The organism is Brevibacterium linens (assembly GCF_003999335.1).
GTDB lineage: Bacteria > Actinomycetota > Actinomycetes > Actinomycetales > Brevibacteriaceae > Brevibacterium > Brevibacterium linens.
Window position 1 is genome coordinate 845,503 of the sequence record NZ_CP026734.1, and the last position, 23,892, is coordinate 869,394.

Here is a 23,892-nt window from a genome sequence, read left to right on the forward strand (position 1 = left end):
ACTCAGGCTCGGGTCCGCTCCGTCAGGACTGCGATGTCCTCCGGACGCACCCGACAGCAGCCGCCGATGATCCGCGCACCGAGGCGGGTCCACTCCGCCACCGGCCACGAACCGACGCCGGCTTCCGCGCCGTCGCGCCAGGTCAGGGTGTTCGCGTCGTAGATCTCACCCGAGTTCGGATAGGCGATGAGCGGCAGATCCGTGTGCCGGGACAGTTCTCTCAGTGCCGGAGTCACCAGGGATGGGCGCACACAGTTGACTCCGATCGCCTGCACACTCGCCGAGGCGGCCGCCGCCTCCGCGAGCTCCGCCAAGGTGCTGCCGTCGGGCAAGGTCGGGACGTTCGTGTCCGTGCCGGTCTGTAGAGTCACGGTCACCCAGGAGGGAAGTCCGGTCTCGTCTGTCAGGCCGATGATCGCTGCGATCTCGTCGAGGCGCGGCTGGGTTTCGATGGCGAGCAGGTCCGCTCCCGCCTCGGCGAGGGCAGCGATGCGCGGACGATGGAAGGCGGTGTATTCGGACGAGGACAAGCGGTAGTCGCCGGTGTATTCGGCACCGTCGCCCAGAGCTGCGCCGTAGGGGCCGACGGAACCGGCGGTGAGGACGTCTCTGCGTTCTGCGGCACTGCGCGCGACTCTCACGCTGTCGGTGATGATCCGGTTGCCTTCCGCGACGCTGATTCCTGCTTCGACGAAGCCCGTCGGCGTCGCCTGGTAACTCGCGGTCGTAAGGATGCGGGCACCGGCATCAGCGAAGGCGGAGTGCACTGCCAGCAGGGTGTCCGGATCACGGCGGATGAGCTCGGCCGACCACAGGGCGTGGCCGAGGTCGATGCCGCGATCTTCGGCGGCGCTGCCCAGACCGCCGTCGATGACGATGGGGGCGGCCTCCGAGAGGGTGAGCATCTGGGTGAACGTCATGGACTTAGTTAAGCTTGTCTGGTGACTGCAGACGAAACTTCGGCGGCATTCGAGACCGCACCCATCAACGACCGATCGAACTTCGGATTCGAGGTGGGCACCCGCATGGACACGGGCGGACGCACCGGGGTCATCCACACCCCGCATGGCGATATCCAGACCCCGGCGTTCATTCCGGTCGGCACGAAGGCCACGGTCAAAGCCGTGCGTCCCGACGAGGTCGCCGAACTCGGCGGTCAGGCGGTGCTCTCGAACGCCTACCACCTCTACCTGCAGCCGGGGTCGGACCTCATCGACGAGGCCGGCGGTCTGGGCAGGTTCATGAACTGGCCGGGACCGACCTTCACCGACTCGGGCGGATTCCAGGTGATGAGCCTGGGGTCGGGATTCAAGAAGGTCATCTCGATGGAGTCGACGGGCGAGCAGAACGATGAACTCGTCGCCGTCGGCAAGGAGCGGCTGTCGAACGTCGACGACGACGGAGTGACGTTCAAGTCCCACCTCGACGGGTCGATGCACCGCTTCACCCCGGAGATCTCGATGCGTGTGCAGCACGAACTCGGCGCCGACATCATGTTCGCCTTCGACGAGCTGACCACTCTGGTCAACACCCGCGGCTACCAGGAGGAATCCCTGGAGAGGACCCGACTGTGGGCGATCCGCTGCATCGAAGAGCACTTCCGCCTCACCGAGGAGCGTTCGCACCGGCCCTACCAAGCGCTGTTCGGTGTGCTGCAGGGTGCACAGTACGAGGACCTGCGGCGCAAGGCGGCCCGGGATCTCGGTGCCATGGACTTCGACGGCTACGGCATCGGCGGTGCGCTGGAGAAGGAGAACCTCGGCATCATCATCCGCTGGGTGTGCGAGGAGCTGCCGGAGAACAAGCCGCGGCACCTGCTGGGCATCTCCGAACCCGACGACCTGTTCGAAGCGATCAAGACCGGCGCGGACACCTTCGACTGCGTCTCGCCCTCCCGCGTGGCCCGCAATGCCGCGATCTACACCCGCGACGGCCGATACAACCTCACCGGTGCGAAGTATCGTCGCGACTTCGGCCCGCTGGACCCCGACTGCTCGTGCTACACGTGCCAGAACTACTCACGGGCGTACCTGCGGCACCTGTACAAGGCGAAGGAGATGCTCTTCTCCACCCTGTGCACCATCCACAACGAACACTTCGTCGTCTCGCTCGTCGATGAGATCCGGCAGTCGATGATCGACGGCCGCTTCTCAGAGCTGGAGACGGACGTCCTCGGCCGGTACTACGCGAAGAAGTAGGCGCGGACCCGGTGGTGGCGGTCGCCCCGGCCCGTGCCGGTCGGTCTTCGACTGGTCCGTTCCGGTCAGTCATCGACTTCTGATCAGCGCATCGAGTTTTATCTCGATAACCTGATCAGAAGTCGATGCGTTCAGGGACAGAAGTCGATGCGGCCGAGGACGAAACTCGATGACACTCGCCGCAGACCACCGTTCGTGCTTGGCCGACCACGCTGCGTCCGCTGCCACCAGCACTGCGCGTCCAATGCCACCAGCACTGCGCGTCCAATGCCACCCGCGCTGGGCGTCCGGATCGCCTAAGCTTCAGCCTCCTCGAGTTCGTAGCTGGGTTCGTGGCGCTTGACGAGCTTGATGACCCGGTAGGTCACGGGCAGGAAGATGACTTCGACGGCGACCTTGTAGACGAAGCCGACGACGATGTAGTTGAGGAAGTCGAGCCCCGGGATGACTCCGGCGAAGGCGATGATGCAGAACAACAGCGTGTCGACGAACTCGCCGACGCCGGTCGAGGTGAGCAGTCGCACCCACAGCTTCGACTCGCCCATGCGCTTCTTCACCGCCACGAGCACCCAGGAGTTGAGGAGCTGGCCGACGAAGTAGCCGACGAGGGAGGCCGCGACGATGCGCGGGTAGAAGCCGAGTACCGCGGCGAAGGCGTCCTGGTTCTCGTAGCCTGGTCCCGGAGGCGAGATGAGCACGAGCCAGAAGACGAAGGTGGCCAGGATCTGCAGGCCGAAACCGGTGATCACGGCTTTGCGGGCGGCTTTGAAGCCGTAGACTTCGCTGATCACATCGCCGAGGATGTACGCGATGGGGAAGAGGAACGCGCCACCGTCGGTGACTACGGGGCCGAAGCCGATGACCTTCGTGGCCGAGATGTTCGAGATGATGAGCACCGCGCAGAACACGGCGAGGAAGACCGCATAGTAGCGGCCCCGAGAGGAAGCGAAAGCTGCGAAACGTGCAGCCGAGGTGGTGTGCGCCGGATCGGTGGTGCGACCCGGCTGCCCAGACTCAGACTCGGAGCGCCCAGACTCAGGACTCTTCTGCGACAACGGTGATTTCCTTTCCTCCGGTGACCGTGAGCAGCTGCTCGTACGTCAGGGGCACCATCGAATTCGGTGTCCCCGCGCCGGCCCAGAGAACAGGATAGTCCTTCAGCGACACATCGACATAGGTGGGAATCGGGCCCGGATGACCGCAGGGTGCGACCCCGCCGATGACCTGCCCCGTGGCCTCGCGGACGAGTTCCTTCGACGCCCGGTCGAGGGAGTCGACGCCGATGAGTTCGGCGACATGGGCGGTGTCGACCCGATGGGCACCCGAGGCCATGATGAGCACGGGGGAGCCGCCGGAGGAGAAGATGAGGCTGTTCGCGATCGCCCCGACCTCGGTGCCCAGGGCTTCGGCCGCAGCGGCTGCCGTCGGCGTCGAGCCGTCGAAGATCTCGATGCGCGGATCGATGCCCGCAGCCGTGAGATCGGCGGCGACCGCCTCGTGGTTGGGGTGGTCCCACCTCGCCGAGGCGGCTCCGGGCTCGGTCTCGGTCGTGGCCTCCTCGTCTTCGTCGTCCGCCTCGGTGACGGGTTCGGCGAGACCGCGGCGGCGCAGCAGCGGGGCGACATCCGGGCGGGTGCCGAAGAAGCGTTCGATCGCGGCCATCGGGTCGACCGAATAGCCCGGCGCGAGGATCGCCTCGCGGAAGGCCTCACCGGCTTCCCGGTTGAGCCCGCCCTGGGCCTCGAACCATTCGCTCACCCAGGCGGCGATGACCTCGGAGTAGAGGTAGGAGTAGTAGCCGGCCGCATAGCCGGAGGCGAAGATGTGTCCGAAGTACGTCGACCGGTAGCGCGGCGGCACGAGCGGGGAGAACCCGGCCGCGGCGAGCACCTCGGATTCGAAGGACAGCACATCGGTGATGTGTTCGCCCGCCTCAAGCGAATGCCAGGACAGGTCGAGCATGGCCGCGGCCAGGTATTCGATCGTATCGAAGCCCTGCCCGAACTTCTCTGAGGCGATGAGGGCGTCGACGAGTTCGGCCGGCATCGGCTGCCCCGTGTCGACGTGCTTGGCGAAGTGGGGGAGGATCTGCGGGTGGAAGCGCCACATCTCATTGAGCTGGGACGGGAACTCGACATAGTCACGCGGAACCGCAGTGCCTGCCGTCGACGGGTAGGTCGAGTTCGCGAACAGCCCGTGGAGGACATGACCGAATTCGTGGAACAGGGTCGTCAGCTCGGTCGGATTGAGCAGAGTGGGCCGCCCGGGGCCCGGCTTGGCGAGGTTGAGCGAGAGAGTGACGACCGGCAGCAGCCCGGTCAGTCGGGAGGACGGAACCAGCTGGTCCATCCAGGCTCCGCCGCGCTTGGTGTCCCTGGAATAGGGGTCGATGAGCACGAGCCCCAAGGGACGTTCGGTGACGTCGGTGACCTCGTAGACGCGGACGTCCTCATGCCAGGCCGTCACACCGTCGTAGGGGGCGAAGGTGATGCCGTACAGGCCGGTGGCGGCTCGGAAGACGCCCTCGGTCAGGACCGTGTCGAACTCGAAGTACTTGGCCACCTCGTCGGGGTCGATGCCGAATTCGTCGGCGCGGAACTTCGCAAGGTAGTACTTGACGTCTTCTGCTGCGACCGTCTCGAGGCCGTAGCGGGTCTTGACCTGTGCCAGCTCCTCATCGAGTTGGGCGTTCGCCGGATTGATGAGGGAGGAGACGATATCGGCAGCGGCATCGGGGTTGCCCGCGGTCTGATTGTCGATGGCGAAGGACGAGTAGGAGGGGTATCCGAGCAGATGCGCCTTGAGCGCACGCAGCGCCGTGGTGTCGGCGACCTGGGTGCGGGTGTCGCCGTCGCCGCCGCGGGACCCGCGCGCCATCGAATTGTTCAGCACGTGCCGGCGCGTCTGCGCTGTGTTCAGGGATTCGAGCACACCCTGCTGGGTGAAGTTGTTCAGCGGCAGCAGGTAGCCGTCGACGCCGCGCTCGGCGGCGCGATTCGCCGCTGCCGCGATCTGATCGTCGTTCATCCCGGCCAGGGAATCGGCCTCGCTGAGGTGGACGGCCAACTCGCGCGTATCGAGCTGCAGAGCGCGGGAGAAGGAGTTCTCCAAAGTGGTCAGCTCGGCCGCGATCGTGGCCATCTGCTCTCGTTCCTCCTCGCCGAGGCGGGCTCCCGCACGCACGAAGAGATCGATGGTCAGTTCCTGCTGACGCTTGTCCTCGGGGTTGAGGTCGGCGACCGAGACCTGTTCGATGCGGTGGAAGAGGTCCACGTTGAGCAGGATCTCGGTCTGGGCGGCCGACAGGAGCTCCCAGATCTCGGAGATGGCGTCGGTGAGTTCGGGACGGAGATGATTCGACTCGATGGCTGCGGCGACGGAGGCGATGCGGGTCATCGGCACGGACGCGGATTCGAATCTCACCGTGGTGGAGAAGAACGTGGACTCGGCGTCGTCGGCGACGATGGCCGCCACCTCGGCGCGGGCGAAATCGGTGGCCGTGTGAACCGCGGTCAGCAGCGTCTCTGCGGTGACCGCGGCGAAGTCGGGCAGCGAATAGTCGGTCTGCGGGTCGAGGAACGCTTCCCAGACATCGATGCCGTTCGGATCTGCGTTCATGCTCGACGATTCACTTTCTTAGCGGTTGAGGGTTCGCTCCGATCCTAACGTGAGTCGACCGACCAGTGCATGATCGCTGGTTACACTGGGTTCCATGGGCACTGGGCAGGGCAAGTCCCTCACACTCAACAGCGCGTTCCGGCTCGGTTTCACCGGAGCCTTGGGCGTGGGGCTGGCGATCCTGGTGATGACGGCGCTGCAGTCCGTGGCGACAGTGATCATCTACATCGGTCTGGCGCTGTTCCTCGCCCTCGGGCTCGAACCGATCGTGCAGTGGCTCGTCGATCGCAAGGTGCCGCGGTCGCTGTCGGTGCTCATCGTCGTCGTGGCCTTCATCCTCATCGTCGTCAGTGTTGCGCTGCTCATCGCTCCGGCCGTGATCAGTCAGATCCAGACGTTCATCGCGGATCTGCCCGGAATCGTGGCGAACCTTGCGACGACCGGGTGGGTCACCGAGCTCGAGGAGCAGTTCACCGGCGCGATCGACATCGATGCGGTGTTCGCCAACATCTCGGACTGGGCTTCGGATCCGAAGAATGTGCTCTCCCTCGGCGGCGGCGTCGTGTCCATCGGGGCGGGGATCTTGAGCTTCCTCACCGGTGTGATCATCGTCGTCATCCTCACCATCTACTTCGCCGTGTCCATGCCGACGATCAAATCCGCAATGTTCTCGCTGGTGGCGGCCTCATCACGGCCGACGGTCGAATCCGTCACCGAGGAGGTCACCCGGTCCATCGGACGCTACGTCCTCGGCCAGGTGTCCTTGGGAGTCGTCAACGGTGTGTGCTCGGCGATCTTCCTCACCATCATCGGTGCCCCGCTGCCGGCGCTGTTGGCGTTCGTGGCGTTCCTCGCCTCGCTCATTCCCCTGGTCGGACCGATCACCGGCGCGATCATCATCACCGCGTCCTGTCTGATGGTCTCGCCCGGGTTGGGCATCACTGCCGGCATCTACTATCTCGTGTACATGCAGGTCGAGGCGTATCTGCTCAGCCCGCGGATCATGAAGGCGGCGGTCGACGTGCCGGGTGCCTTGGTGATCATCGCCGCGATCGCCGGTGGGACCTTGGGCGGCGTGCTCGGTGCGGTGGTCGCGGTGCCGGTGGCCGCCTCGGCGCTCATCATCATCCGCAAGGTCGTCGTCCCCGCACAGGCGAAGAAGTAGGGGCGGCGGAGAGAACGTCAGCTCTGGTCGTTGTGGCCGCCGGAATCGATTCGAGTGACGATGGCGTGGATGATGAGCTTGACGATGAAATAGGCACCGAAGTACCCGGCTGCTGCCGCGACCAGAGTGACAAGCAGGTTGCTCTCTCCGGTTCCTGCCATGGCCAGTCCCGCGAAGATTGCTGCAGAGATCGCCGCGAGGTACGGGATCAGTCGGAGGACGGGGGATTCGGGCTCGTTCATGGGGCAGAGTCTAGCAACGGGGTACCGGAGCATCGATGCGGAGTCTAGGGTGGAGCCCATGACTGAAGCGGGCTGGAGAGCTCAGCGCGACGATGCCGTCCCCGAAGATGTGGAACGGCTGCTCGCGACCGTGCCGGAATGGTTCGGCAGACCTGAATCCAACGCCGAATACATCGACGACGCGCGCCGCATGGAGACGTGGACGGTGCGCGACGACAGCGGACGAGTCGTCGGGGCCACCTTGGTGACGCATCATTTCCCGCAGACCAGCGAGATCCATTTCACCGTCGTCGATCGCTGCGTCCACGGCGGGGGAGTCGGGACTGCGATGATCGAGGCCATCACCGAGGATGTGCGGGCCCGGGGGACGAAGCTGCTCGAGGTGAAGACCCTCGGACCGTCGAGGGACCATCCGAACTATGCGCGGACCCGTCACTTCTACGAGAAGATGGGCTTCCTGCCGCTGGAGGAGACCGACCTGTGGGGAGCGGATACGCACTGCCTGATCATGGTGAAGTCGGTGGGATGACACTGCCGAATCGGGCACAGATTCTTCCAGCCCACGGGGCGATTCAGCAGCGCTCGGCTGACCAACATGACGTCGAAATGGCACGAAGCCTCTCGACCGACCCCTCTGTGCCGTTGACCGGTTCGCTGCTTGGCACTGCCGACAAGGCGGAAGCCAGTTCTTGGGTCCGCCGGCAGCAGGGCCGCCACGCAGAAGGCCGTGGGTTCTCAACAGACGCCCTCATTGCGCTGACGGATTTCGGTCTGTCGATTCCTCAGATCCAGCGCATCGATCTGTATATCGAACCCTGGAACGTTCCGTCTCTTCGCACGGCTGGACGTGCGGGATATCTCCGCGGTCAGTTGTTCGTGGGGCACCAGACAATCGGCGGCAGACTCTGCGACGCAATCGACTTCACAGCTTCTTCTTCCGAATGGGGAATGCGGTGACGGTGGAAATGACAGTTGAACCTCTCGTGCTCGCCTACCCCTTCACCGGTCGTTGGCTGGTCCAGAACAGTCCGGGGGATCGTGTGCCGAGCCACGGGACCACGCGGTTCGCGAGTTCGTACGCGATCGATTTCGTGCCGGTCGATGGCTCCGGGCGGTCGGCCGCATTCGGACTCGAGTCGCTGTTTCGTCCGGAACAGCCAGAGAAGTTCATAGGTTTCGGCCGCGACGTACTCGCTCCTGTCAGAGGCACTGTTGCGGCAATCCACGACTCCGCGGCAGATCACCCGGCCTACCGTGGTCTGCGTTCGCTCGGCTATGCGATGACTCAACGCAGACGGGTCGATGCCGGATGGCCCGCACTCGCCGGGAACCACGTGATGATCCGAAGCGATGTCACTGTTGTTGCCCTCTGCCACCTTCAACAGGGGAGTGTCGAAGTTCAGGTCGGACAGACTGTCCGGATCGGGCAGAGGCTCGGGCGCTGCGGGAATTCCGGCAACAGCACCGAACCTCATCTGCATGTCCAAGCGATCAGCAGTATGGACATCTCCCTTGCAGACGCTGTACCGATTCGGTTCGGAGATACGCTGCCCACCAATGGCACCATTGTCGAAGCGTGAGCGGACTCTCAGAACTCGATCACGAAGCAATGACGGCTATTGTCCGCACCCCGGTTCCGCCCTAAGGTGAGAGGACACGGACACATCTGCTCCGCGCCTCCGACCGCCATCGGACGAGGCACGTGAAGTGGGGTGGATGGACTCACACGAAGGAGTGTCATGGCAGTCTACTCAGCACCCGGTACCGACGGCGCGCTCGTTACGTTCAAGCCCCGTTATGAGAACTACATCGGAGGAGAGTGGGTGCCGCCGAAGGACGGCAACTACTTCGAGAACATCACCCCCGTCACCGGGCAGGCTTTCACCGAGATCCCCAGCTCCACAGCCGACGATGTCGAGACCGCACTCGATGCCGCATGGGCAGCGGCACCGGCCTGGGGCAAGACCTCGGTCGCCGAACGGTCGAACATCCTGCTCAAGATCGCCGATCGCATCGAATCCAACCTCGAGATGCTCGCCGTCGCCGAAACCTGGGACAACGGCAAGGGAATCCGCGAACCGCTGGCTGCGGACCTGCCGCTGGCCGTCGACCACTTCCGCTACTTCGCCTCGGCCATCCGGGCGCAGGAAGGCGGCATCTCACAGATCGACGACGACACCGTCGCCTACCATTTCCACGAGCCCCTCGGCGTGGTCGGACAGATCATTCCATGGAACTTCCCCCTGCTCATGGCCACGTGGAAGCTCGCTCCAGCGCTCGCCGCCGGCAACTGCGTCGTCCTCAAACCGGCCGAGCAGACCCCGGCGTCGATCCTCGTCCTCGCCGAACTCATCGGCGACCTGCTGCCTCCCGGCGTCCTCAACATCATCAACGGGTTCGGTGTCGAAGCCGGCAAGCCGCTGGCATCGAACAAACGCATTCGCAAGGTCGCCTTCACCGGTGAGACCACGACCGGCCGTCTGATCATGCAGTACGCCTCGCAGAACATCATCCCGGTCACTCTGGAGCTCGGCGGCAAGTCACCGAACATCTTCTTCGACGACGTCATGGCTGCCGACGACAGCTTCAGAGACAAGGCGCTCGAAGGCTTCGCGATGTTCGCTCTCAACCAGGGCGAGGTCTGCACCTGCCCGTCGCGTGCGCTCGTCCAGGACTCGATCTTCGACGACTTCGTCGCCGCCGGCGTCGAACGCGTCCGGTCCATCAAGCAGGGCAACCCGCTCGACACCGACACCCAGGTCGGCGCACAGGCCTCGAACGACCAGTTCGAGAAGATCATGTCGTACCTCAAGATCGGCAAGGACGAAGGCGCCGAGGCGCTCATCGGCGGCGACAAAGCCGAACTCGACGGTGACCTTGCCGGCGGCTTCTACATCCAGCCGACGATCTTCAAGGGCACGAACAAGATGCGCATCTTCCAGGAGGAGATCTTCGGACCCGTCGTGGCCCTGACCTCGTTCTCCGACTACGACGACGCGATCACCACAGCCAATGACACGCTCTACGGCCTCGGCGCCGGAGTCTGGGCGCGCACCGGAAACACCGCCTACCGGGCCGGACGCGACATCCAGGCCGGACGCGTCTGGGTGAACAACTACCACGCCTACCCGGCCCACGCCGCGTTCGGCGGATACAAGTCCTCGGGCATCGGACGTGAGAACCACAAGATGATGCTCGACCACTACCAGCAGACGAAGAACCAGCTGGTCAGCTACTCCGAAAATGCACAAGGATTCTTCTGATGAGCGACACCACCGAAACAGCCGCCCTCGAATCGACACCGACGATCGAGGGCGAAGAGAAATCGCGAGTGGCGATGACTCAGGCCGCCATCGACCTGCTCGCAGGTCTCGTCGACAAACACGGACAGCTCATGTTCCACCAATCCGGCGGCTGCTGTGACGGCTCGTCGCCCATGTGCTTCCCCGAAGGCGACTTCCTCACCTCGGAAGCCGATGTGCTGCTCGGCCACTTCGACCTGCCCATCGATGATGCCGAGAAGGCCGGCCTGGACTTCTGGATGTCGACGGAGCAGTTCGAGTACTGGAAGCACACGCATCTGACGATCGATGTGGTGCCGGGCCGCGGCAGCGGCTTCAGCGTCGAATCACCGACGGGAAACCGCTTCATCATCCGCTCGACGCTCATGGACGTCGGCTGAAGTCTGCACCGTCCCACTGAAAAACGGGCTGAGTGCCGAGAAACGCGTGCGCACATGCGTTTTTCGACACTCAGCCCGTTTCTCGGCGAGGCCTACTTCAGCTGCTCCGGCTCGCCGAGGGAGAGCATCAGCCGGTTCGCCCAGTTGAAGAAGGCGGCGCAGCTGAGGGCGTCGATGATGTCGCCGTCGCCCAAGCCAGCCGCACGCAGCTGATCGACGTGCCGCCCGCCGAAGGTCTGCGGAGTCAGCGTCAGTGCCACCGAAGCATCGATGACGGCGTCCCACACCTGATTACCGAGGCGGGACTCCGTGCCGATTCCTTCGTCGAGGAGGCGCTGCACGAGTTCCCGACGTCCGGATTCCTCGGTGGCCCGATCGGAATGGATCGACGCGCAGAACAGGCACCCGTTGAGCCGTGACGCCGCGGTCGCGGCGAGTTCGCGTTCGGCTCGCCCGAGACCGTCAGTGGTGTTGAAGAAGATGTCGAGGTCGGTCAGAGTTCGTGCCTTGAGTGCGGCCGGATCCCTCGCAAGCAGCCGGAAGTAGGGGTTCTTCGCCCGTCCCGCCTCGATCAGGGCATCCTGCTGATCATCGCTGAGGTCCGCCTCGGCGACGGGAGCGATCCACGGCACCCAGCCGAGCCCACCCTGTTGGAACAGTTCGGGGCGCTTGAGGTTCGGGTACGTCTTCACCCGGTCCCCGACGGACTGCAGTGCCTCTTCGACTCTCGCCGAGGCGGGGCTGTCTTCCGTGTCGTGTGAGGACGGGGCTGCGTCGTCCGGGGACGGAACCGTGGACGCCGGCTCGGTGAGTGCGGCGAGTCCGGTGCTGATGCGGATCTGGAAGTTGAGGAACGAAACCAGCTGAGCCAGCGTGACGATGCCGTCCTCGTCCCATCCGGACTCCAGCAGCAGGGCGAGGTGCGCCGGCCTGGCATCGCGCGGATGGAGCGCAAGGAGATGAGCAAACTCGAGCCCCGCGATGAGCCGGGGTCCCAACGTCTGGCGTGACTGTGCGTCGGCGGTGAACCAGGGACCGGGAACACTCTCCGCCGACAGTGCCGCAGATTCGACGATCCCGTAGGGCCCGCGCACCTCGGCACGCGAATCGAGTGCGAGCACCGCCTCGTCGAGGAGTTCCGCGACCGCCCACGACGCGGCTTCATCTTCGTCACGAAGCAGGTCACGGTAGAACTCCTCGGCACGGTCCGAACCGAGCAGGCCGGCGGTGAACGCGGCCACGGCATAACGCTCCCGGTAAGACACACCGCGCGGATCCTCGGGCTCGAGCAGAGCTTCGAAACTCAGCTGGGCGTTCTCCTTCGCCTGTGCCCGGTGATCGCGCAGCACATCGAGCGGATCATTCGCCGCGATTCCGGCGAGGAGGTTGATGATATCGGCCATCTCAGTGCACCCGCTCCTTGGTCACGGAGAACCCGAGGGCCGGGGCCACCTCAGTGGCGAGCAGTTCGATCGACCGCAGGGCGGTCTCGTTCGTCGCCGGAACCGAGTGCACCTGGAAGCTGACATCGGTGGCCCGATCGAGGACGCGGTCATGCTGCAGACGTTCGCTCACCTGCTCGGGCGTGCCGAGGTAGGTGTCGGTGGCGATGAGGAGCTCATCGAGGGTCAGCGACGACGTGTCATAGCCGACGAGGCGGTCGGCCTCGGCCCGCAGCGCCGGTTCGGTGATCTCACGCAGCCGGGGCAGATCCTCAGCATCGGCGACCACTGCGGTACGGGAGGCGAGGATGCGCGGTTCGGCTCCGTCCGGCAGCTGCGAGAGATAGGTGTCGATGACCGGCAGCTGCACCTCATCGAGAGGTGCCGACGGGTTGTCCTGGGGCCGTGGCTGTGTCCGCGAGAGCATGAGTCCGTCACTGGCGGCGCCCGCCGCACCGGCACCGCCTGAGGAGAATGTCGCCTGCCACAGGCGTCGTTCGAGACTCGGACGCTCCGCGTCGGGAACGGGATAGAGACTGTGGTCGGTGGGAAGCCGGTCGCCTGAGAACAGGGTGCGCAGGGTCGCGAGGTTGTCGGCGAAGACCTCGCGACGGTCATCGAAGCTCGTGCCGAAGGCTGGGAAGGACTTCGGATTCCCGCCGGAGCCCAGACCGATCTGGAGGCGACCGGCGGAGAGTTCGTCGAGGACGGCGGCGTCTTCGGCCACGCGCACGGCATTCTCCATCGGCAGGGTGATGATCGCGGTGCCCAAGTCGATTCGGGAGGTGCGGGCGGCGGCATGGGAGAGGAAGACGAGCGGGGACGGCAGCCCGCCCTCTGCCGCGGAGAAGTGGTGCTGGGCGACCCATGCCGAATGGAAGCCGAACTCCTCGGCCGTCTCGATCTGTTCGAGGGCGAAGCGGTAGCGCTGAGCTGCCGGGGCGTCCTCGAGCAGGCGAGTGAAGAATCCGAGCTTCGGTCCGGTGGCCTGAGGATCGGTGGGGTGAGGGGTCATGGTTCTCAGCTTTCTGCTGCTGCGGTGAGCAGGGTCGGGGTCGCGGGTCGGTCATTCGCAGGCGCTGCAGCGGCCGACAGCGTCGCTGGACGGGGGATCGCCTCGAGCAGGGTGCGGGTATGGGCAGACCGCGGGCGAGTGAAGATCTCTTCGGTCGCGCCGTCGTCGACGAGGTGTCCGTGCGACATCACGGACACCGTATCAGCGATCTGACGGACGACGGCGAGATCATGGGTGATGAAGACATAGGTGAGACCGAGCTCCTGCTGCAGCTCGTCGAGCAGTGTGAGGATCTGTGCCTGCACCGAAACGTCAAGAGCCGAGACCGCCTCGTCGAAGACGACGAGTTCGGGTTCGACGATGAGAGCGCGGGCGATCGCCACTCGCTGCAGCTGCCCGCCGGAGAGTTCGGCGGGACGCCGGTCGAGGAAGTCGGTCGGCAGCGCCACTCGATCCATGGCCTCGGCGACGAGTCGAGGTCGGGAGGTGCGGTCACCGAGGCGGAAGTTGCGCAGAGGCTCCGTCAGGGTCGACCGGATGGAATGTTTGGGATCGAGAGCGGAGAACGGGTTCTGATGCACGAGCTGCACGGTGCGCCGGAACTCCCGCAGCCGCTGCCGCGAGGGTCGACCGCGTCCGAGTTCCGCGGCGTCGAAATCGCCGATGCGCACATGCCCGGACTGGGGTGTGAGGAACCCGCTCAGCGCCTTGCCCGTGGTCGTCTTGCCCGAACCGGATTCGCCGACGAGTCCGTGCGTGGTCCCGCGCGCCACCGTCAAATCCACACCTTCGATGCCGGTGATCTGATCACCCGTGCGGTCGAAGATGTGGGTGAGTGATTCGACGGAGACGAACGGGGTGTCAGTCTGCGTGGTCGCCTCGGTGCGGGCAGATCGCGCCTTCGTCTGCAGTGCGGGAGCATCGGCGATGAGCCGGGAGGTGTAATCGGTGGCCGGATCGGAGAAGACCCGTCCGGCCGGCCCCGATTCGACGATGCGTCCACCCTGCATGACCACGACCTCGTCGGCGCGTTCGCCGGCGACGGCGAGATCGTGGGTGATGAAGAGGATACCCATCCCGGTCTCGGCGCGCAGTTCATCGAGGAGGTCGAGGACCTGCTTCTGCATCGTCACGTCGAGGGCGGAGGTGGGTTCGTCGGCGATGAGCAGGCGCGGGCGCAGAGCGATGGCGGCGGCGATGAGCACCCGCTGCCGCATCCCGCCCGAGAGCTCGTGCGGGAACTGGTCGGCCCGTTTCTCCGGCTGGTCGATGCCGACCCGGTCCAGCAGCTCGATAACCTGGGCGCGAGCCTCGGCCCGGCCCGCGCGACGGTGGAAGCGCAGCGCCTCGGCGACGGACTTGCCGATCGTCTGCAGGGGATTGAGCGAGGACCCCGGGTCCTGTGGGACGTAGCCGATCTGGGAACCGCGAACACCGCGCCACCCGGAGGTGCCCAGGCTGAGCAGATCGAGATCGCCGAGGCGGATCCGCCCGTTCGCGACCCTGGCCGATGGCGGGAGCAGGCCGATGGCCGCGTTCGCCGTCGTCGACTTCCCCGAACCGGATTCCCCGACCACGGCGGTCATCGAACCGGGACGGACCACGAGGTCGAGTTCGCTCACGGCAGGTGCCGCGGAGCCGCCTCGGCGGGTGTATTCGACGGAGAGACCGTCGATGCGCAGCAGTGAGGAGTCGGTCATGATGTCACCTTTCGCAGGGTGTTGCCGATCTGGTGGGTGGCGAGCACGATGGCCATGACCACGAGGCCGGGCAGCACGGTCAGCCACCACGCGGTGGCGACGAAGTTGCGGCCCTCGGCGATGATGAGGCCCCATTCCGGGGTGGGCGGCGGAGTGCCGTATCCGAGGAATCCGAGAGTGGAGATCTGGAGGATCGCCGAACCGACCTGCAGCACCGCCAGTGAGAGCACGGGAGAGATCGAATTCGGCAGGATGTGGCGGACCAGGACGGAGAAGAAGGTGCCGCCGGATCCGTAGGCCGCGGCCACGTAGTCGCTCGTGTTGATCTGCACCGCCTGGGACCTGGCCAGTCGTGCGAACTGGGCGATGGCGGTGACTCCGACGGCGATGGCCGCGTTGATCGTTCCGAAACCGAGGACGACGACGATCGAGAGGCTGAGCAGGATCGCGGGGATGGACAGCAGTACGTCGATCAGGCGCATGAGCACATCGTCGACGAACCCGCGCCGGGTGCCGGCGATGAGCCCGATCGTGGTGCCGACGATCAGCCCGACCCCGACGGCCACGAGCGCGGCCAGCAGGGACTGGGAGGCGCCGTAGACGACGCGGGTGAAGGCATCGCGGCCGGTCTGGTCGGTGCCGAACCAATGCTCGAGGCTCGGGGCCAGAAGGGCAGGGGTGTCTCCGCCGTCGTTGGGATCGAAGTGGGTGAAGAGACCGGGGAACAGCGCCCAGGCGATGGCGATGAGCAGCACCAGCCCGGAGGCGATGGTGGCCGGGGTGATCGCGGCGCGTGCCCGGCCGCCGCGTGCGCGCCGGGCCTCGGTGCTCTGGTCGCGGGTGACGACGATGCTCATGAGTCCTTCTCCTTCGCCTCGTCGTCCCAGTCGAGGTCGACGCCGACGCTGGCCGCGGTCGCCGTCAGGGCGCGACGTGAGGGTTCGTCGTGGCTGCGCAGTGGCCTGCCCGCCGAGGCGGTGCTGCGTTTCGTGCGCAGCCGGACGTCGATGACGGGGTAGAGGAGGTCGACTGCGAGGTTGATGATGACGTAGCCGAAGGTGGCGATGACCACGACGGCCAGCAGGATCGGATTGTCCCGATGGGTGACCGCTTGGGCGGTGATGAGTCCGATGCCGTTGCGGCCGAATACGGTCTCCGTGACCACGGCGCCGGCGACGAGTTCGCCGAAGACGAGGCCGATGATCGTCAGCCCCGGCAGCACCGCATTGCGGGCGACGGTGTGGACGAGGATCCACAGTTCGGAGGCGCCCTTGGCCGTGGTGACCTTGACGAATCCGGAAGCCTGCACCTCGGTGATGGAGCGGATGAGCACCTGGGCGATCGGGGCCGACAGCGGAACCGCCACGGTCAGGGTCGGCAGCACGAGCGCCTCGGCAGGGCCGGGGTCGACGACGGAGACGAGACCGAGCTGGAAGGAGAAGACCTGGATGAGCAGGATTCCGAGCCAGAACACCGGGATGGAGATGAAGAGACTGGGCACCGAGTCGAGGACTCGCCGCACCTTGGCCGTCGGCCCGGTGGCCGGTCCGAAGGTCGCGAAGACGGCGATGATCACGGCGAGGACGAGGGCGGTGACGAACCCGGAGGCCGCGAGCACCGCGGTCGACGGCAGAGCCGCCGCGATGATCGTCGACACGGCCGCACCGGTCTGGACCGAGTAGCCGAAGTCGCCCGTGAGGAACCCGGTGAGGCTCGTGAGGTACTTGCCGAACCATGAGTCGTCGGCGGCGGTGGCTGCGCGTATCTCGGCGATCTGGTCGTTGGACAGGCCCAGTGCGGGATCGGCGAAGCGGGCGGTGACGCCGTCTCCGGGGATGAGGCTGAGCAGGATGAATGCCGCGGTGAACGCGAGCAGCAGCACGAGGACCGCTTGGCCCAGGCGCAGGAGGAGGTAGCGGGTGTCGAGGATCATTTCTCTCCTGCCAGCCAGGTGCTGTAGAAGTCGGGGCGGCCCACGGGTTCGGTGGTGAAGCCGTGGACGCGGCGGCGGAACGCGAAGACCTGCGGTTCTTCGAAGAATGGCAGCACATAGGCCTGGTCGACGAGGTAGTTCTGGACCGCCTCGGCGGCCTCCTGCCGTTTCTCCTGGTTCGGTTCGGCAGCCAGCGTTTCGAGGAGTTCGTCGATCTTCGGGTCGACCGAATCGTCGTCGGCGTCGGTGCGGTCGACTCCGTTGAGGAAGACGTCGCGATTGACCGAGGAGTAGTTCGAGCGCAGATTGTCGAAGTCGGCGCGGGCGACCATCGAGTGGTAGATCTGCACGGTGTCGAGTTCGAGGGCGTCGAGCGTCTGCTTCGATTGGTCACCGGGGTTGATCGACAGGCGCACGCCCACGCGGCGCAGATGCTGTTGGATGAGGGTCTGAACCTCGTTCGACCGGGGCTGCGGCAGCGCGATATTCACCGTCAGCGCCAGTGGCTGACCATCCTTGACGCGATAGCCCTGTCCGTTGCGCTCACTCCACCCGGCCTGATCGAGGAGGCGGTTCGCCTTCTCCGGGTCGAAGTCCCAGGACCCCGACTGGTCGACATATCCCATGGCGCCCTTGGCCAGCAGGCCGGTGGCCAAGGGGTAGTTCGGGGTGAAGAGCTTGTCGACGATCTCCTGGCGATCGATGGCGGCGATGAGCGCTCGCCGAACGTCGATATCGGACAGCAGGTCGTGGCGGAACCGGAGATTGATGCTGTTGTTGATGCCGTTCGTCGCCTTCGCATAGAGGCGCAGACCCTGCTCGGTGACACGGGACTCATCCGGGGCCTGGACGTCGCGGACGCCGTCGGCCTGTCCGGAGAGCACGGCCCCGATGCGCACGGAGTATTCGTTGTTCGTCAGATAGTCGATGCCGTCGAGGTGGGCCCGGCCCTGATGCTTCAGATGCGGGGGCGCCCAGTCGTAGTCCTCGCGGGCACGGACGGAGAGCTTCGTGCCGATCGTCTCGGCAGTGATGTGGAAGGGGCCGCAGGTGTGGATCTGCGTGGCTCCGCCCGGGCCGAAGCCCTCGGCGTCGAGGTCGAGAGTGGAATCGGCGAGCAGCCCCGCGTTCATCGTCGAGGTCGCCTGGGCGAAGCCGGGGGAAGGTGCTGAGAAGTGGAACCGGACCCGATTTCCGTCGAGGACTTCGCTGCGTTCATAGTTCGAGATCTGCTCGGACACCGGCAGCGTGCGGGCTTCGTCGCCGCGACCGAAGAGGTCGAAGTTCTTCGCCACATTCTCCGGTGTCAGCGGCGAACCGTCCGAATAGGTCACGCCCTTGCGGATGGTGAAGGTGTAGGTCGTGGCGTCGGCGTCGGTCTCCGGCAAGTCCGTGGCCAGCCACGGATGGAGCTCGAGGGTCTCGGGATCCTGCCACAGCAGGCGTGCCGAGATGTTGTTCATGATTCCGCCGTTGGGGTAGAAGCCGACCGACGGCGGGTAGAGCAGAGTCCAGGTCTGGGGTTCGAAGTAGGTGAGCACCCCGCCGCGGACGGGTTCGCCCTCGGCTAAGGAACCGGAGTCATGGGGAGTGCAGGCGCTGAGGGTGAGCAGAGTGCCGAAACCGAGACCGAGGCTCAGTACCGAGCGGCGGTCGAGGCGTCGGTCGGTCAGGCACTGAGTCAGACGCGCTGAGGTGGAGAGACAGCGATCCGTCATGGCAGAGGTCCTTCGGGTCAAAGGGGTGGAACAGGAGAAGCTGATCGAGATAGTTCAACAATCTGCGGACATTGCGGGTGCCATTGACGGCAGGAAGCGGCAGTGTCCGGCGTGGAACCCGAAGCGGATGTGCATGCCCTGAGTTAAGCGCATCTGAGCAATCGCAGTCAATTCGTGGCTTAATATTGAGACATGTTGAGTAATTCCTGCTTCGACCATCTGGTCATCGCCGTTCCCGACCTTCGGAAATATGTTGAGCAATGTGAGGTTCGCCTCGGTGTCGCGGCCGTTGACGGGGGCGCCCATCCGGGTCTGGGGACGGCCAATGCGCTGCTCGGGCTCGAGCTCAGCGATGAGCTCGCCGATTCTCTGGGACTTAAGAACCAGAGTGGTCCGAACCCGCTGACGTACCTCGAGATCCTCGGCCCCGACCCCGAGCAGGACCCAGCATCGGCAGCCACTCGGCTGGCCGGGATCACCTCACCGACGGTGCAGAGGTGGGCGATCCGACCGGACGATTTCGACGGTCTCGTCACGGCCGCTGCGCGGTCACGGGAACCGCGCGTCGACCTCGGCGAGGTCCATGACATGACCAGACGCCGACCGGACGGGGAGGTGCTCGATTGGCGCCTGACCAGGCGCACCCCGCTGCCATGGTCGGGAATCCAGCCGTTCCTCATCGACTGGAAGGACTCCGACCATCCGGCAAGACAGGAGATGCCGTGGGTCCGTCTCGAGAAGCTGTGGGCAGCCAGCGACGCCCCGGCCGCGGTCGGCTCGGTCCTCGGCTTCTTCGGCATCGGACTCGACATCATTGCCCCGGGCGACGAAGCGGGGGAGACTGAAGGCCTGCACACTCAACTGAAAGGTCCGGGTGGATCATGGACACTCTGAACACCATTCCCGCGCAGCTCGACCACCTCATCATCACGGTGCCCGACCTCGAGGCCGGGGTCGCCGCCGTGGAAGAGGCCACCGGCCTGCGCGCGGTCCCCGGCGGTTCGCACCCGGGACGGGGGACCGCGAATCATCTCCTCGGGCTCGCCCCGGCGGGCTGGCCGGAGGGGGCGCGCACCTATCTCGAAATCCTCGGCCCCGACCCGCAGCAGGAACCGCCCGCTGACGGGACCTTGCCGCTCGACGCGCATCTGGCCTCCGAGCCGACCCTGCAGACCTGGGCCATCCACCCGCCGGCATTCCTCGCGAAGATCGCGGCCGCGAACACCGCGGGCATCGACTTCGGGGAGGTTCAGGACATGGCCCGCGACACCGCCGAGGGCGACCGTCTCGAGTGGCGGCTGACCACGCGTTCCCCGCTGCCCCGCTCAGGTGCGCAGCCGTTCCTCATCGACTGGGGCGAATCCGTCCACCCCGCCGAGGCGGCCTTGCCCACCCTCGAGCTGCTCGATTTCCGTGTGGACAGTCCAGAACCTGAGGCCGCACGGGAGGTGCTCGAGGAGCTCGGGGCCGGGGACACCACTGTGGTCGAGGGGTCGGAATGTCGCCTGCATGCCAGGCTGCGCGGGCCCGGCGGCATCCTCGAGTTCTGATCACTCGCCGAGAAACGGGCTGCGTGTCGAGAAACGGGTGTGCGCGCCCGTTTCTCGACACGCAGCCCGTTTCTCGATGAATCGGCAGCGGATAGACTCACAGGCGTGCTCAGTCGAACCCGCCCCGTCTCCCGCCCACGCCTCCGCACCCTGACCTCCCTTGCCGCAGTCGCGCTGCTCATCGGGCTGAGTGCCTGCGCGCCCGCCGCCGACGACGAGACCCGACCGACTCCGAAGGCCGCCGAGACTCCTGCCGCCTCCGCCGACCCGACGGGGGAGACCACGCAGTCGGGTGAGCCGACGGCATCCCCTTCGCCTTCCGAGACCGCGAGCCTTGACGATGCGGGAGCCGCCGGGGTGAGCGAAGACGATATCGACACCCACGGCAGCGGCGAATGGGACCGGCCGAAGGACGAGACCGGACCCAACCGCGACGACGGCAAGACCTTCAAGGTCGCTCTGCGCGTCGAGGACAATCTGCCCATCGACGTCGATGAGGCCGGTGACTTCATCATCAGGACGCTGCAGGACGAACGCGGCTGGCAGGACATCGACGACGTCTCCATCGAACTCGTTGATGACGGTCAGGACGTCATGATCTCCATCGCCAGCCCCGACACCGTCGACGAGATGTGTCTGCCGCTGCGGACCTTGGGCAAACTCTCGTGCCGCAACGGACCCAATGTCATCCTCAACGCCAAGCGCTGGGTGTCTGCCACGGACGAGTTCGACGACATCGTCCAGTACCGGCAGTACCTCGTCAATCACGAGGTCGGTCACGCTCTCGGCCACGGCCACGAGTCCTGCCCCGGGCCGGGCAGGACGGCACCGCTCATGCAGCAGCAGACGAAGGGTCTGCAGGGCTGCGAGCCCAACGGCTGGCCCTCGAAGGGCTGACCGCACGTCCGCCCGTCACCGCATGTGACACCGACCTCAGCCGACTCGGGAATAACCGCGCGCCCGCCTCTGTTGATTGAGTCGTATACGCTCAACTTTGAAAGAGGAGGTCAGCTTTGGCCACATTCTTCGGACCCGCAGGCTCGGGCGGAGACTCGTTCGACGAGTTCCTCGCTCGTTTCCTCCAGGGACAGACCGGAGCCCGCCGAGGCCGTTCCGTCGACATCAACCGACTGCTGAGCAAGCGCAGCCATGAGGTCATCGAGGCGGCCGCGGAGTTCGCAGGACGACACGGCCAGTCCGAGGTCGACGCACTCCACATTCTGCGCACCATGGTCGACTCCGAACCCGGAATCTCCGCCGTGCGCCAGGCAGGCGCCGACCCCGAGGCCATCGCCCATGCGATCGAAGAGCGGCTTCCGGCTGCAACCGACACCGAGGCGGATTCCACTCCCACACTGACCGGCTCCGCCCAGCGTGCCCTGCTCGATGCCTACCAGGTAGCGCGAGCCTTCGGATCGACCTACATCGATCCGGAGCACATGTTCTTCGCCTTCGTGCTCAATCAGGAGATGCCCGCCGGTCGGATACTCGCCCAGGCGGGAGTCACCCAGGCCGCACTGCAGGCCGGCGCCGAGGCGGCCGAAGCCGCAGGCATGCACCCGGGCCAGGAGGCCGAGGGTGAGGACGGTCAGGAGTCCGTGCTGGAGAAGTTCGGCACCGACCTCACCGAACTCGCCTCCGAGGGCAGACTCGATCCCGTCATCGGCCGAGTAGAGGAGATCGAACAGACGATCGAGATCCTCGCCCGCCGGACGAAGAACAACCCGGTCCTCCTCGGCGAGGCAGGCGTCGGCAAGACCGCGGTCGCCGAAGGCCTCGCCCAGGCCATCCACTCCGGTCAGGTGCCCAAGCAGCTGCAGGGCAAGCGCATCATCGCGCTCGATATGCCCGGCATGCTCGCCGGCACCCGCTACCGCGGTGACTTCGAAGAGCGTCTGACCGGAGCGCTGAACGAGATCGCCGATGACGGGGACATGATCGTCTTCGTCGACGAACTCCACACTCTCGTCGGTGCCGGCGGCAACGGCGAAGCGAATTCGATGGACGCCGGCAACATCCTCAAGCCGCGGCTGGCTCGCGGCGACCTGCACATGATCGGCGCAACCACGCTCAAGGAGTACCGCACCATCGAGAAGGACTCCGCCCTGGAGCGCCGCTTCCAGCCGGTGACCGTGGGTGAGCCGAGCGTCGAGGATGCGGTGACGATCATCGACGGGCTCAAAGACCGCTACGCGGAGTTCCACGAGGTCACCTACACCGCCGAGGCGGTCCGCGCAGCCGTGGAGCTGTCGAACCGCTACATCACCGACCGGTTCCTGCCGGACAAGGCCATCGACCTCATCGACCAGGCCGGCGCCCGGATGTCGCTGGGGCGCGGACCCGCGGTCGACATCGACGCGCTCAAGCTCAAGCTCTCCGAACTCGAGGCGGAGAAGAAGTCCGCCATCGAGGTCGAGGACTACGAGCGCGCAGGCCGCGTTCGCGATGAGATCAACGAGGTGGCCGCTCGGATCGAATCAGCCGAGAACCCGGACGCGGAGGCCGCGAAGACCGCTGCCGCAGAGGCGATCATCGGCGAGCAGGAGATCGCGCATGTGGTCTCCCGTGCCACCGGAATCCCGGCGGAGCGGATGACGCAGAGCCAGAAGGCGCGTCTGGCGAACATGGAGGAGGTCCTCCACGACCGGGTGGTCGGACAGGACGAAGCCGTGACCGCCGTATCCCGCGCCATCCGCCGCAGCCAGACCGGTATGGCCGATCCCAACCGACCCATCGGCAGCTTCCTCTTCCTCGGCCCCACCGGCGTCGGAAAGACGGAGCTGGCGAAGGCTCTGGCACAGACCCTGTTCGACGACGAGTCGGCCATGATCCGATTCGATATGAGCGAGTTCGGCGAACGCCACACGGTGTCGCGTCTCGTCGGTGCCCCTCCCGGCTACGTCGGCTACGACGAAGCCGGTCAGCTGACGGAGAAGGTTCGCCGTCGCCCGTATTCGGTCATCCTCCTCGACGAGGTCGAGAAGGCCCACCCGGATGCGTTCAACCTGCTGCTGCAGGTCCTCGACGACGGTCGGCTCACCGATGGTCAGGGCCGCACGGTCGATTTCCGCAACACCGTGATCATCATGACCTCGAACCTCGGTTCCGAGTTCATGTCCGGCACTCCGCTGGGCTTCGCCTCCGGTGCTGCGCAGGACGCAGAGAGAGACCTCAAGGCCAAGGTCATGGGCCGGCTCAAGGAATTCATGCGGCCGGAGTTCATCAACCGCATCGACGACACCGTGATGTTCGCCCGCCTCGATCGCGAGCAGCTGCGCTCCATCGTCGATCAGCAGCTGGCCGCATCGAAGCAGCGTCTCGAGGCTCAGGGCATCGCCCTCGACGTCTCGGCAGAGGCTCTCGACTGGCTGGCCGATGAAGGATACGAACCCGAGTTCGGTGCCCGTCCGCTGCGTCGCGTGATCCAGCGCGAACTCGACGACCGCATCGCCGATCTCCTCGTCACCGAGGCGGTCGACGAGGGCGGCACCGTGCGTGCCACGGTCGTTGGCGGCGACCTCAGGGTCGTGGCCGGTGCTCGCCCGGAGCCGATCATGGCCTGATCCCTCGATCGCCGAGGCGGTCCCCGCATGAGCCCGGGACGAAAGATTCCGTTCTTTCGTCCCGGG

The 23,892-nt window shown here is 65.8% G+C and carries 21 protein-coding genes; 11 read left to right on the forward strand and 10 right to left on the reverse strand.

What is annotated here, in order from left to right; genetic code table 11:
• Window positions 1–2 precede the first annotated feature (2 nt).
• The gene (gene mmuM, locus CXR29_RS03525; protein WP_101594476.1) at window positions 3–920 is read right to left on the reverse strand and encodes a homocysteine S-methyltransferase; all 918 of its coding nucleotides are present in this window, start codon (window positions 918–920) and stop codon (window positions 3–5) included.
• 21 nt (window positions 921–941) lie between these two features.
• Between mmuM and tgt the strand changes: the two genes are divergently transcribed.
• The gene (tgt, locus tag CXR29_RS03530) at window positions 942–2,198 is read left to right on the forward strand and encodes a tRNA guanosine(34) transglycosylase Tgt (protein WP_101594474.1); all 1,257 of its coding nucleotides are present in this window, start codon (window positions 942–944) and stop codon (window positions 2,196–2,198) included.
• A 296-nt stretch (window positions 2,199–2,494) separates the two neighbouring features.
• On the opposite strand, the gene CXR29_RS03535 is transcribed toward tgt, so the two are convergent.
• Both CXR29_RS03535 and CXR29_RS03540 read right to left on the reverse strand, forming a co-directional pair.
• On the reverse strand, window positions 2,495–3,253 hold the full coding sequence (locus CXR29_RS03535; protein WP_241241576.1) for a queuosine precursor transporter: 759 nt from the start codon (window positions 3,251–3,253) through the stop codon (window positions 2,495–2,497).
• Window positions 3,234–5,816: a M3 family metallopeptidase gene (locus tag CXR29_RS03540; protein ID WP_127363920.1), complete on the reverse strand. Its 2,583-nt coding sequence runs from the start codon at window positions 5,814–5,816 to the stop codon at window positions 3,234–3,236. Before CXR29_RS03540 ends, CXR29_RS03535 begins: the two co-directional genes overlap by 20 nt.
• Window positions 5,817–5,910: 94 nt before the next feature.
• Here CXR29_RS03540 and CXR29_RS03545 point away from each other — a divergent pair, with 94 nt between their 5' ends.
• Window positions 5,911–6,981: an AI-2E family transporter gene (locus CXR29_RS03545; protein WP_127363921.1), complete on the forward strand. Its 1,071-nt coding sequence runs from the start codon at window positions 5,911–5,913 to the stop codon at window positions 6,979–6,981.
• A gap of 17 nt (window positions 6,982–6,998) precedes the next feature.
• Here CXR29_RS03545 and CXR29_RS03550 read toward each other — a convergent pair whose 3' ends face one another.
• Window positions 6,999–7,223 (reverse strand): hypothetical protein, encoded by a 225-nt coding sequence (locus CXR29_RS03550; protein ID WP_127363922.1) that lies wholly within the window; start codon window positions 7,221–7,223, stop codon window positions 6,999–7,001.
• Between the two features lie 58 nt (window positions 7,224–7,281).
• Here CXR29_RS03550 and CXR29_RS03555 point away from each other — a divergent pair, with 58 nt between their 5' ends.
• The 5 genes from CXR29_RS03555 to CXR29_RS03575 all read left to right on the forward strand — a co-directional run bounded on the left by CXR29_RS03555 (window position 7,282) and on the right by CXR29_RS03575 (window position 10,905).
• Window positions 7,282–7,752 carry a GNAT family N-acetyltransferase gene (locus CXR29_RS03555; RefSeq protein WP_127363923.1) on the forward strand — a complete coding sequence of 157 codons (471 nt, stop codon included), beginning with the start codon at window positions 7,282–7,284 and terminating at the stop codon, window positions 7,750–7,752.
• Window positions 7,749–8,180: a GNAT family N-acetyltransferase gene (locus tag CXR29_RS03560; protein WP_127363924.1), complete on the forward strand. Its 432-nt coding sequence runs from the start codon at window positions 7,749–7,751 to the stop codon at window positions 8,178–8,180. Before CXR29_RS03555 ends, CXR29_RS03560 begins: the two co-directional genes overlap by 4 nt.
• Window positions 8,177–8,803: a M23 family metallopeptidase gene (locus tag CXR29_RS03565; protein WP_338142536.1), complete on the forward strand. Its 627-nt coding sequence runs from the start codon at window positions 8,177–8,179 to the stop codon at window positions 8,801–8,803. Before CXR29_RS03560 ends, CXR29_RS03565 begins: the two co-directional genes overlap by 4 nt.
• 159 nt (window positions 8,804–8,962) lie before the next feature.
• Window positions 8,963–10,486 carry an acetaldehyde dehydrogenase ExaC gene (gene exaC / locus CXR29_RS03570; protein WP_127363925.1) on the forward strand — a complete coding sequence of 508 codons (1,524 nt, stop codon included), beginning with the start codon at window positions 8,963–8,965 and terminating at the stop codon, window positions 10,484–10,486.
• On the forward strand, window positions 10,486–10,905 hold the full coding sequence (locus CXR29_RS03575) for a DUF779 domain-containing protein (protein WP_127363926.1): 420 nt from the start codon (window positions 10,486–10,488) through the stop codon (window positions 10,903–10,905). The genes exaC and CXR29_RS03575 overlap by 1 nt, the downstream gene beginning before the upstream one ends.
• A gap of 92 nt (window positions 10,906–10,997) precedes the next feature.
• Here the strand turns inward: CXR29_RS03575 and CXR29_RS03580 are convergent, their stop codons facing one another.
• Genes CXR29_RS03580 through CXR29_RS03605 form a run of 6 tightly spaced genes read right to left on the reverse strand, consistent with a single transcriptional unit; the run spans window position 10,998 to window position 18,713 of the window.
• Window positions 10,998–12,308: an alkylhydroperoxidase domain protein gene (locus tag CXR29_RS03580; protein WP_127363927.1), complete on the reverse strand. Its 1,311-nt coding sequence runs from the start codon at window positions 12,306–12,308 to the stop codon at window positions 10,998–11,000.
• 1 nt (window position 12,309) lies between these two features.
• On the reverse strand, window positions 12,310–13,362 hold the full coding sequence (locus tag CXR29_RS03585) for a putative FMN-dependent luciferase-like monooxygenase (protein ID WP_127363928.1): 1,053 nt from the start codon (window positions 13,360–13,362) through the stop codon (window positions 12,310–12,312).
• 5 nt (window positions 13,363–13,367) lie between these two features.
• Window positions 13,368–15,062 (reverse strand): dipeptide ABC transporter ATP-binding protein, encoded by a 1,695-nt coding sequence (locus CXR29_RS03590; RefSeq protein WP_127363929.1) that lies wholly within the window; start codon window positions 15,060–15,062, stop codon window positions 13,368–13,370.
• Window positions 15,059–15,919: an ABC transporter permease gene (locus CXR29_RS03595; protein ID WP_101594455.1), complete on the reverse strand. Its 861-nt coding sequence runs from the start codon at window positions 15,917–15,919 to the stop codon at window positions 15,059–15,061. Before CXR29_RS03595 ends, CXR29_RS03590 begins: the two co-directional genes overlap by 4 nt.
• Window positions 15,916–16,995, reverse strand: coding sequence for an ABC transporter permease (locus CXR29_RS03600; protein WP_101594454.1), 1,080 nt, complete (start codon window positions 16,993–16,995; stop codon window positions 15,916–15,918). The genes CXR29_RS03595 and CXR29_RS03600 overlap by 4 nt, the downstream gene beginning before the upstream one ends.
• Window positions 16,992–18,713, reverse strand: a complete 1,722-nt coding sequence (locus tag CXR29_RS03605) for a TIGR04028 family ABC transporter substrate-binding protein (RefSeq protein ID WP_127363930.1) — start codon at window positions 18,711–18,713, stop codon at window positions 16,992–16,994. Before CXR29_RS03605 ends, CXR29_RS03600 begins: the two co-directional genes overlap by 4 nt.
• Window positions 18,714–18,905: 192 nt before the next feature.
• On the opposite strand from CXR29_RS03605, the gene CXR29_RS03610 reads away from it, so the two are divergent.
• The 4 genes from CXR29_RS03610 to CXR29_RS03625 all read left to right on the forward strand — a co-directional run bounded on the left by CXR29_RS03610 (window position 18,906) and on the right by CXR29_RS03625 (window position 23,826).
• The gene (locus CXR29_RS03610) at window positions 18,906–19,607 is read left to right on the forward strand and encodes a VOC family protein (protein ID WP_127363931.1); all 702 of its coding nucleotides are present in this window, start codon (window positions 18,906–18,908) and stop codon (window positions 19,605–19,607) included.
• Window positions 19,595–20,263 (forward strand): VOC family protein, encoded by a 669-nt coding sequence (locus tag CXR29_RS03615; protein ID WP_127363932.1) that lies wholly within the window; start codon window positions 19,595–19,597, stop codon window positions 20,261–20,263. The genes CXR29_RS03610 and CXR29_RS03615 overlap by 13 nt, the downstream gene beginning before the upstream one ends.
• A gap of 105 nt (window positions 20,264–20,368) precedes the next feature.
• Window positions 20,369–21,160, forward strand: coding sequence for a DUF3152 domain-containing protein (locus CXR29_RS03620; RefSeq protein ID WP_127363933.1), 792 nt, complete (start codon window positions 20,369–20,371; stop codon window positions 21,158–21,160).
• Between the two features lie 116 nt (window positions 21,161–21,276).
• The gene (locus CXR29_RS03625) at window positions 21,277–23,826 is read left to right on the forward strand and encodes an ATP-dependent Clp protease ATP-binding subunit (protein WP_127363934.1); all 2,550 of its coding nucleotides are present in this window, start codon (window positions 21,277–21,279) and stop codon (window positions 23,824–23,826) included.
• The last annotated feature ends 66 nt before the right edge of the window (window positions 23,827–23,892 follow it).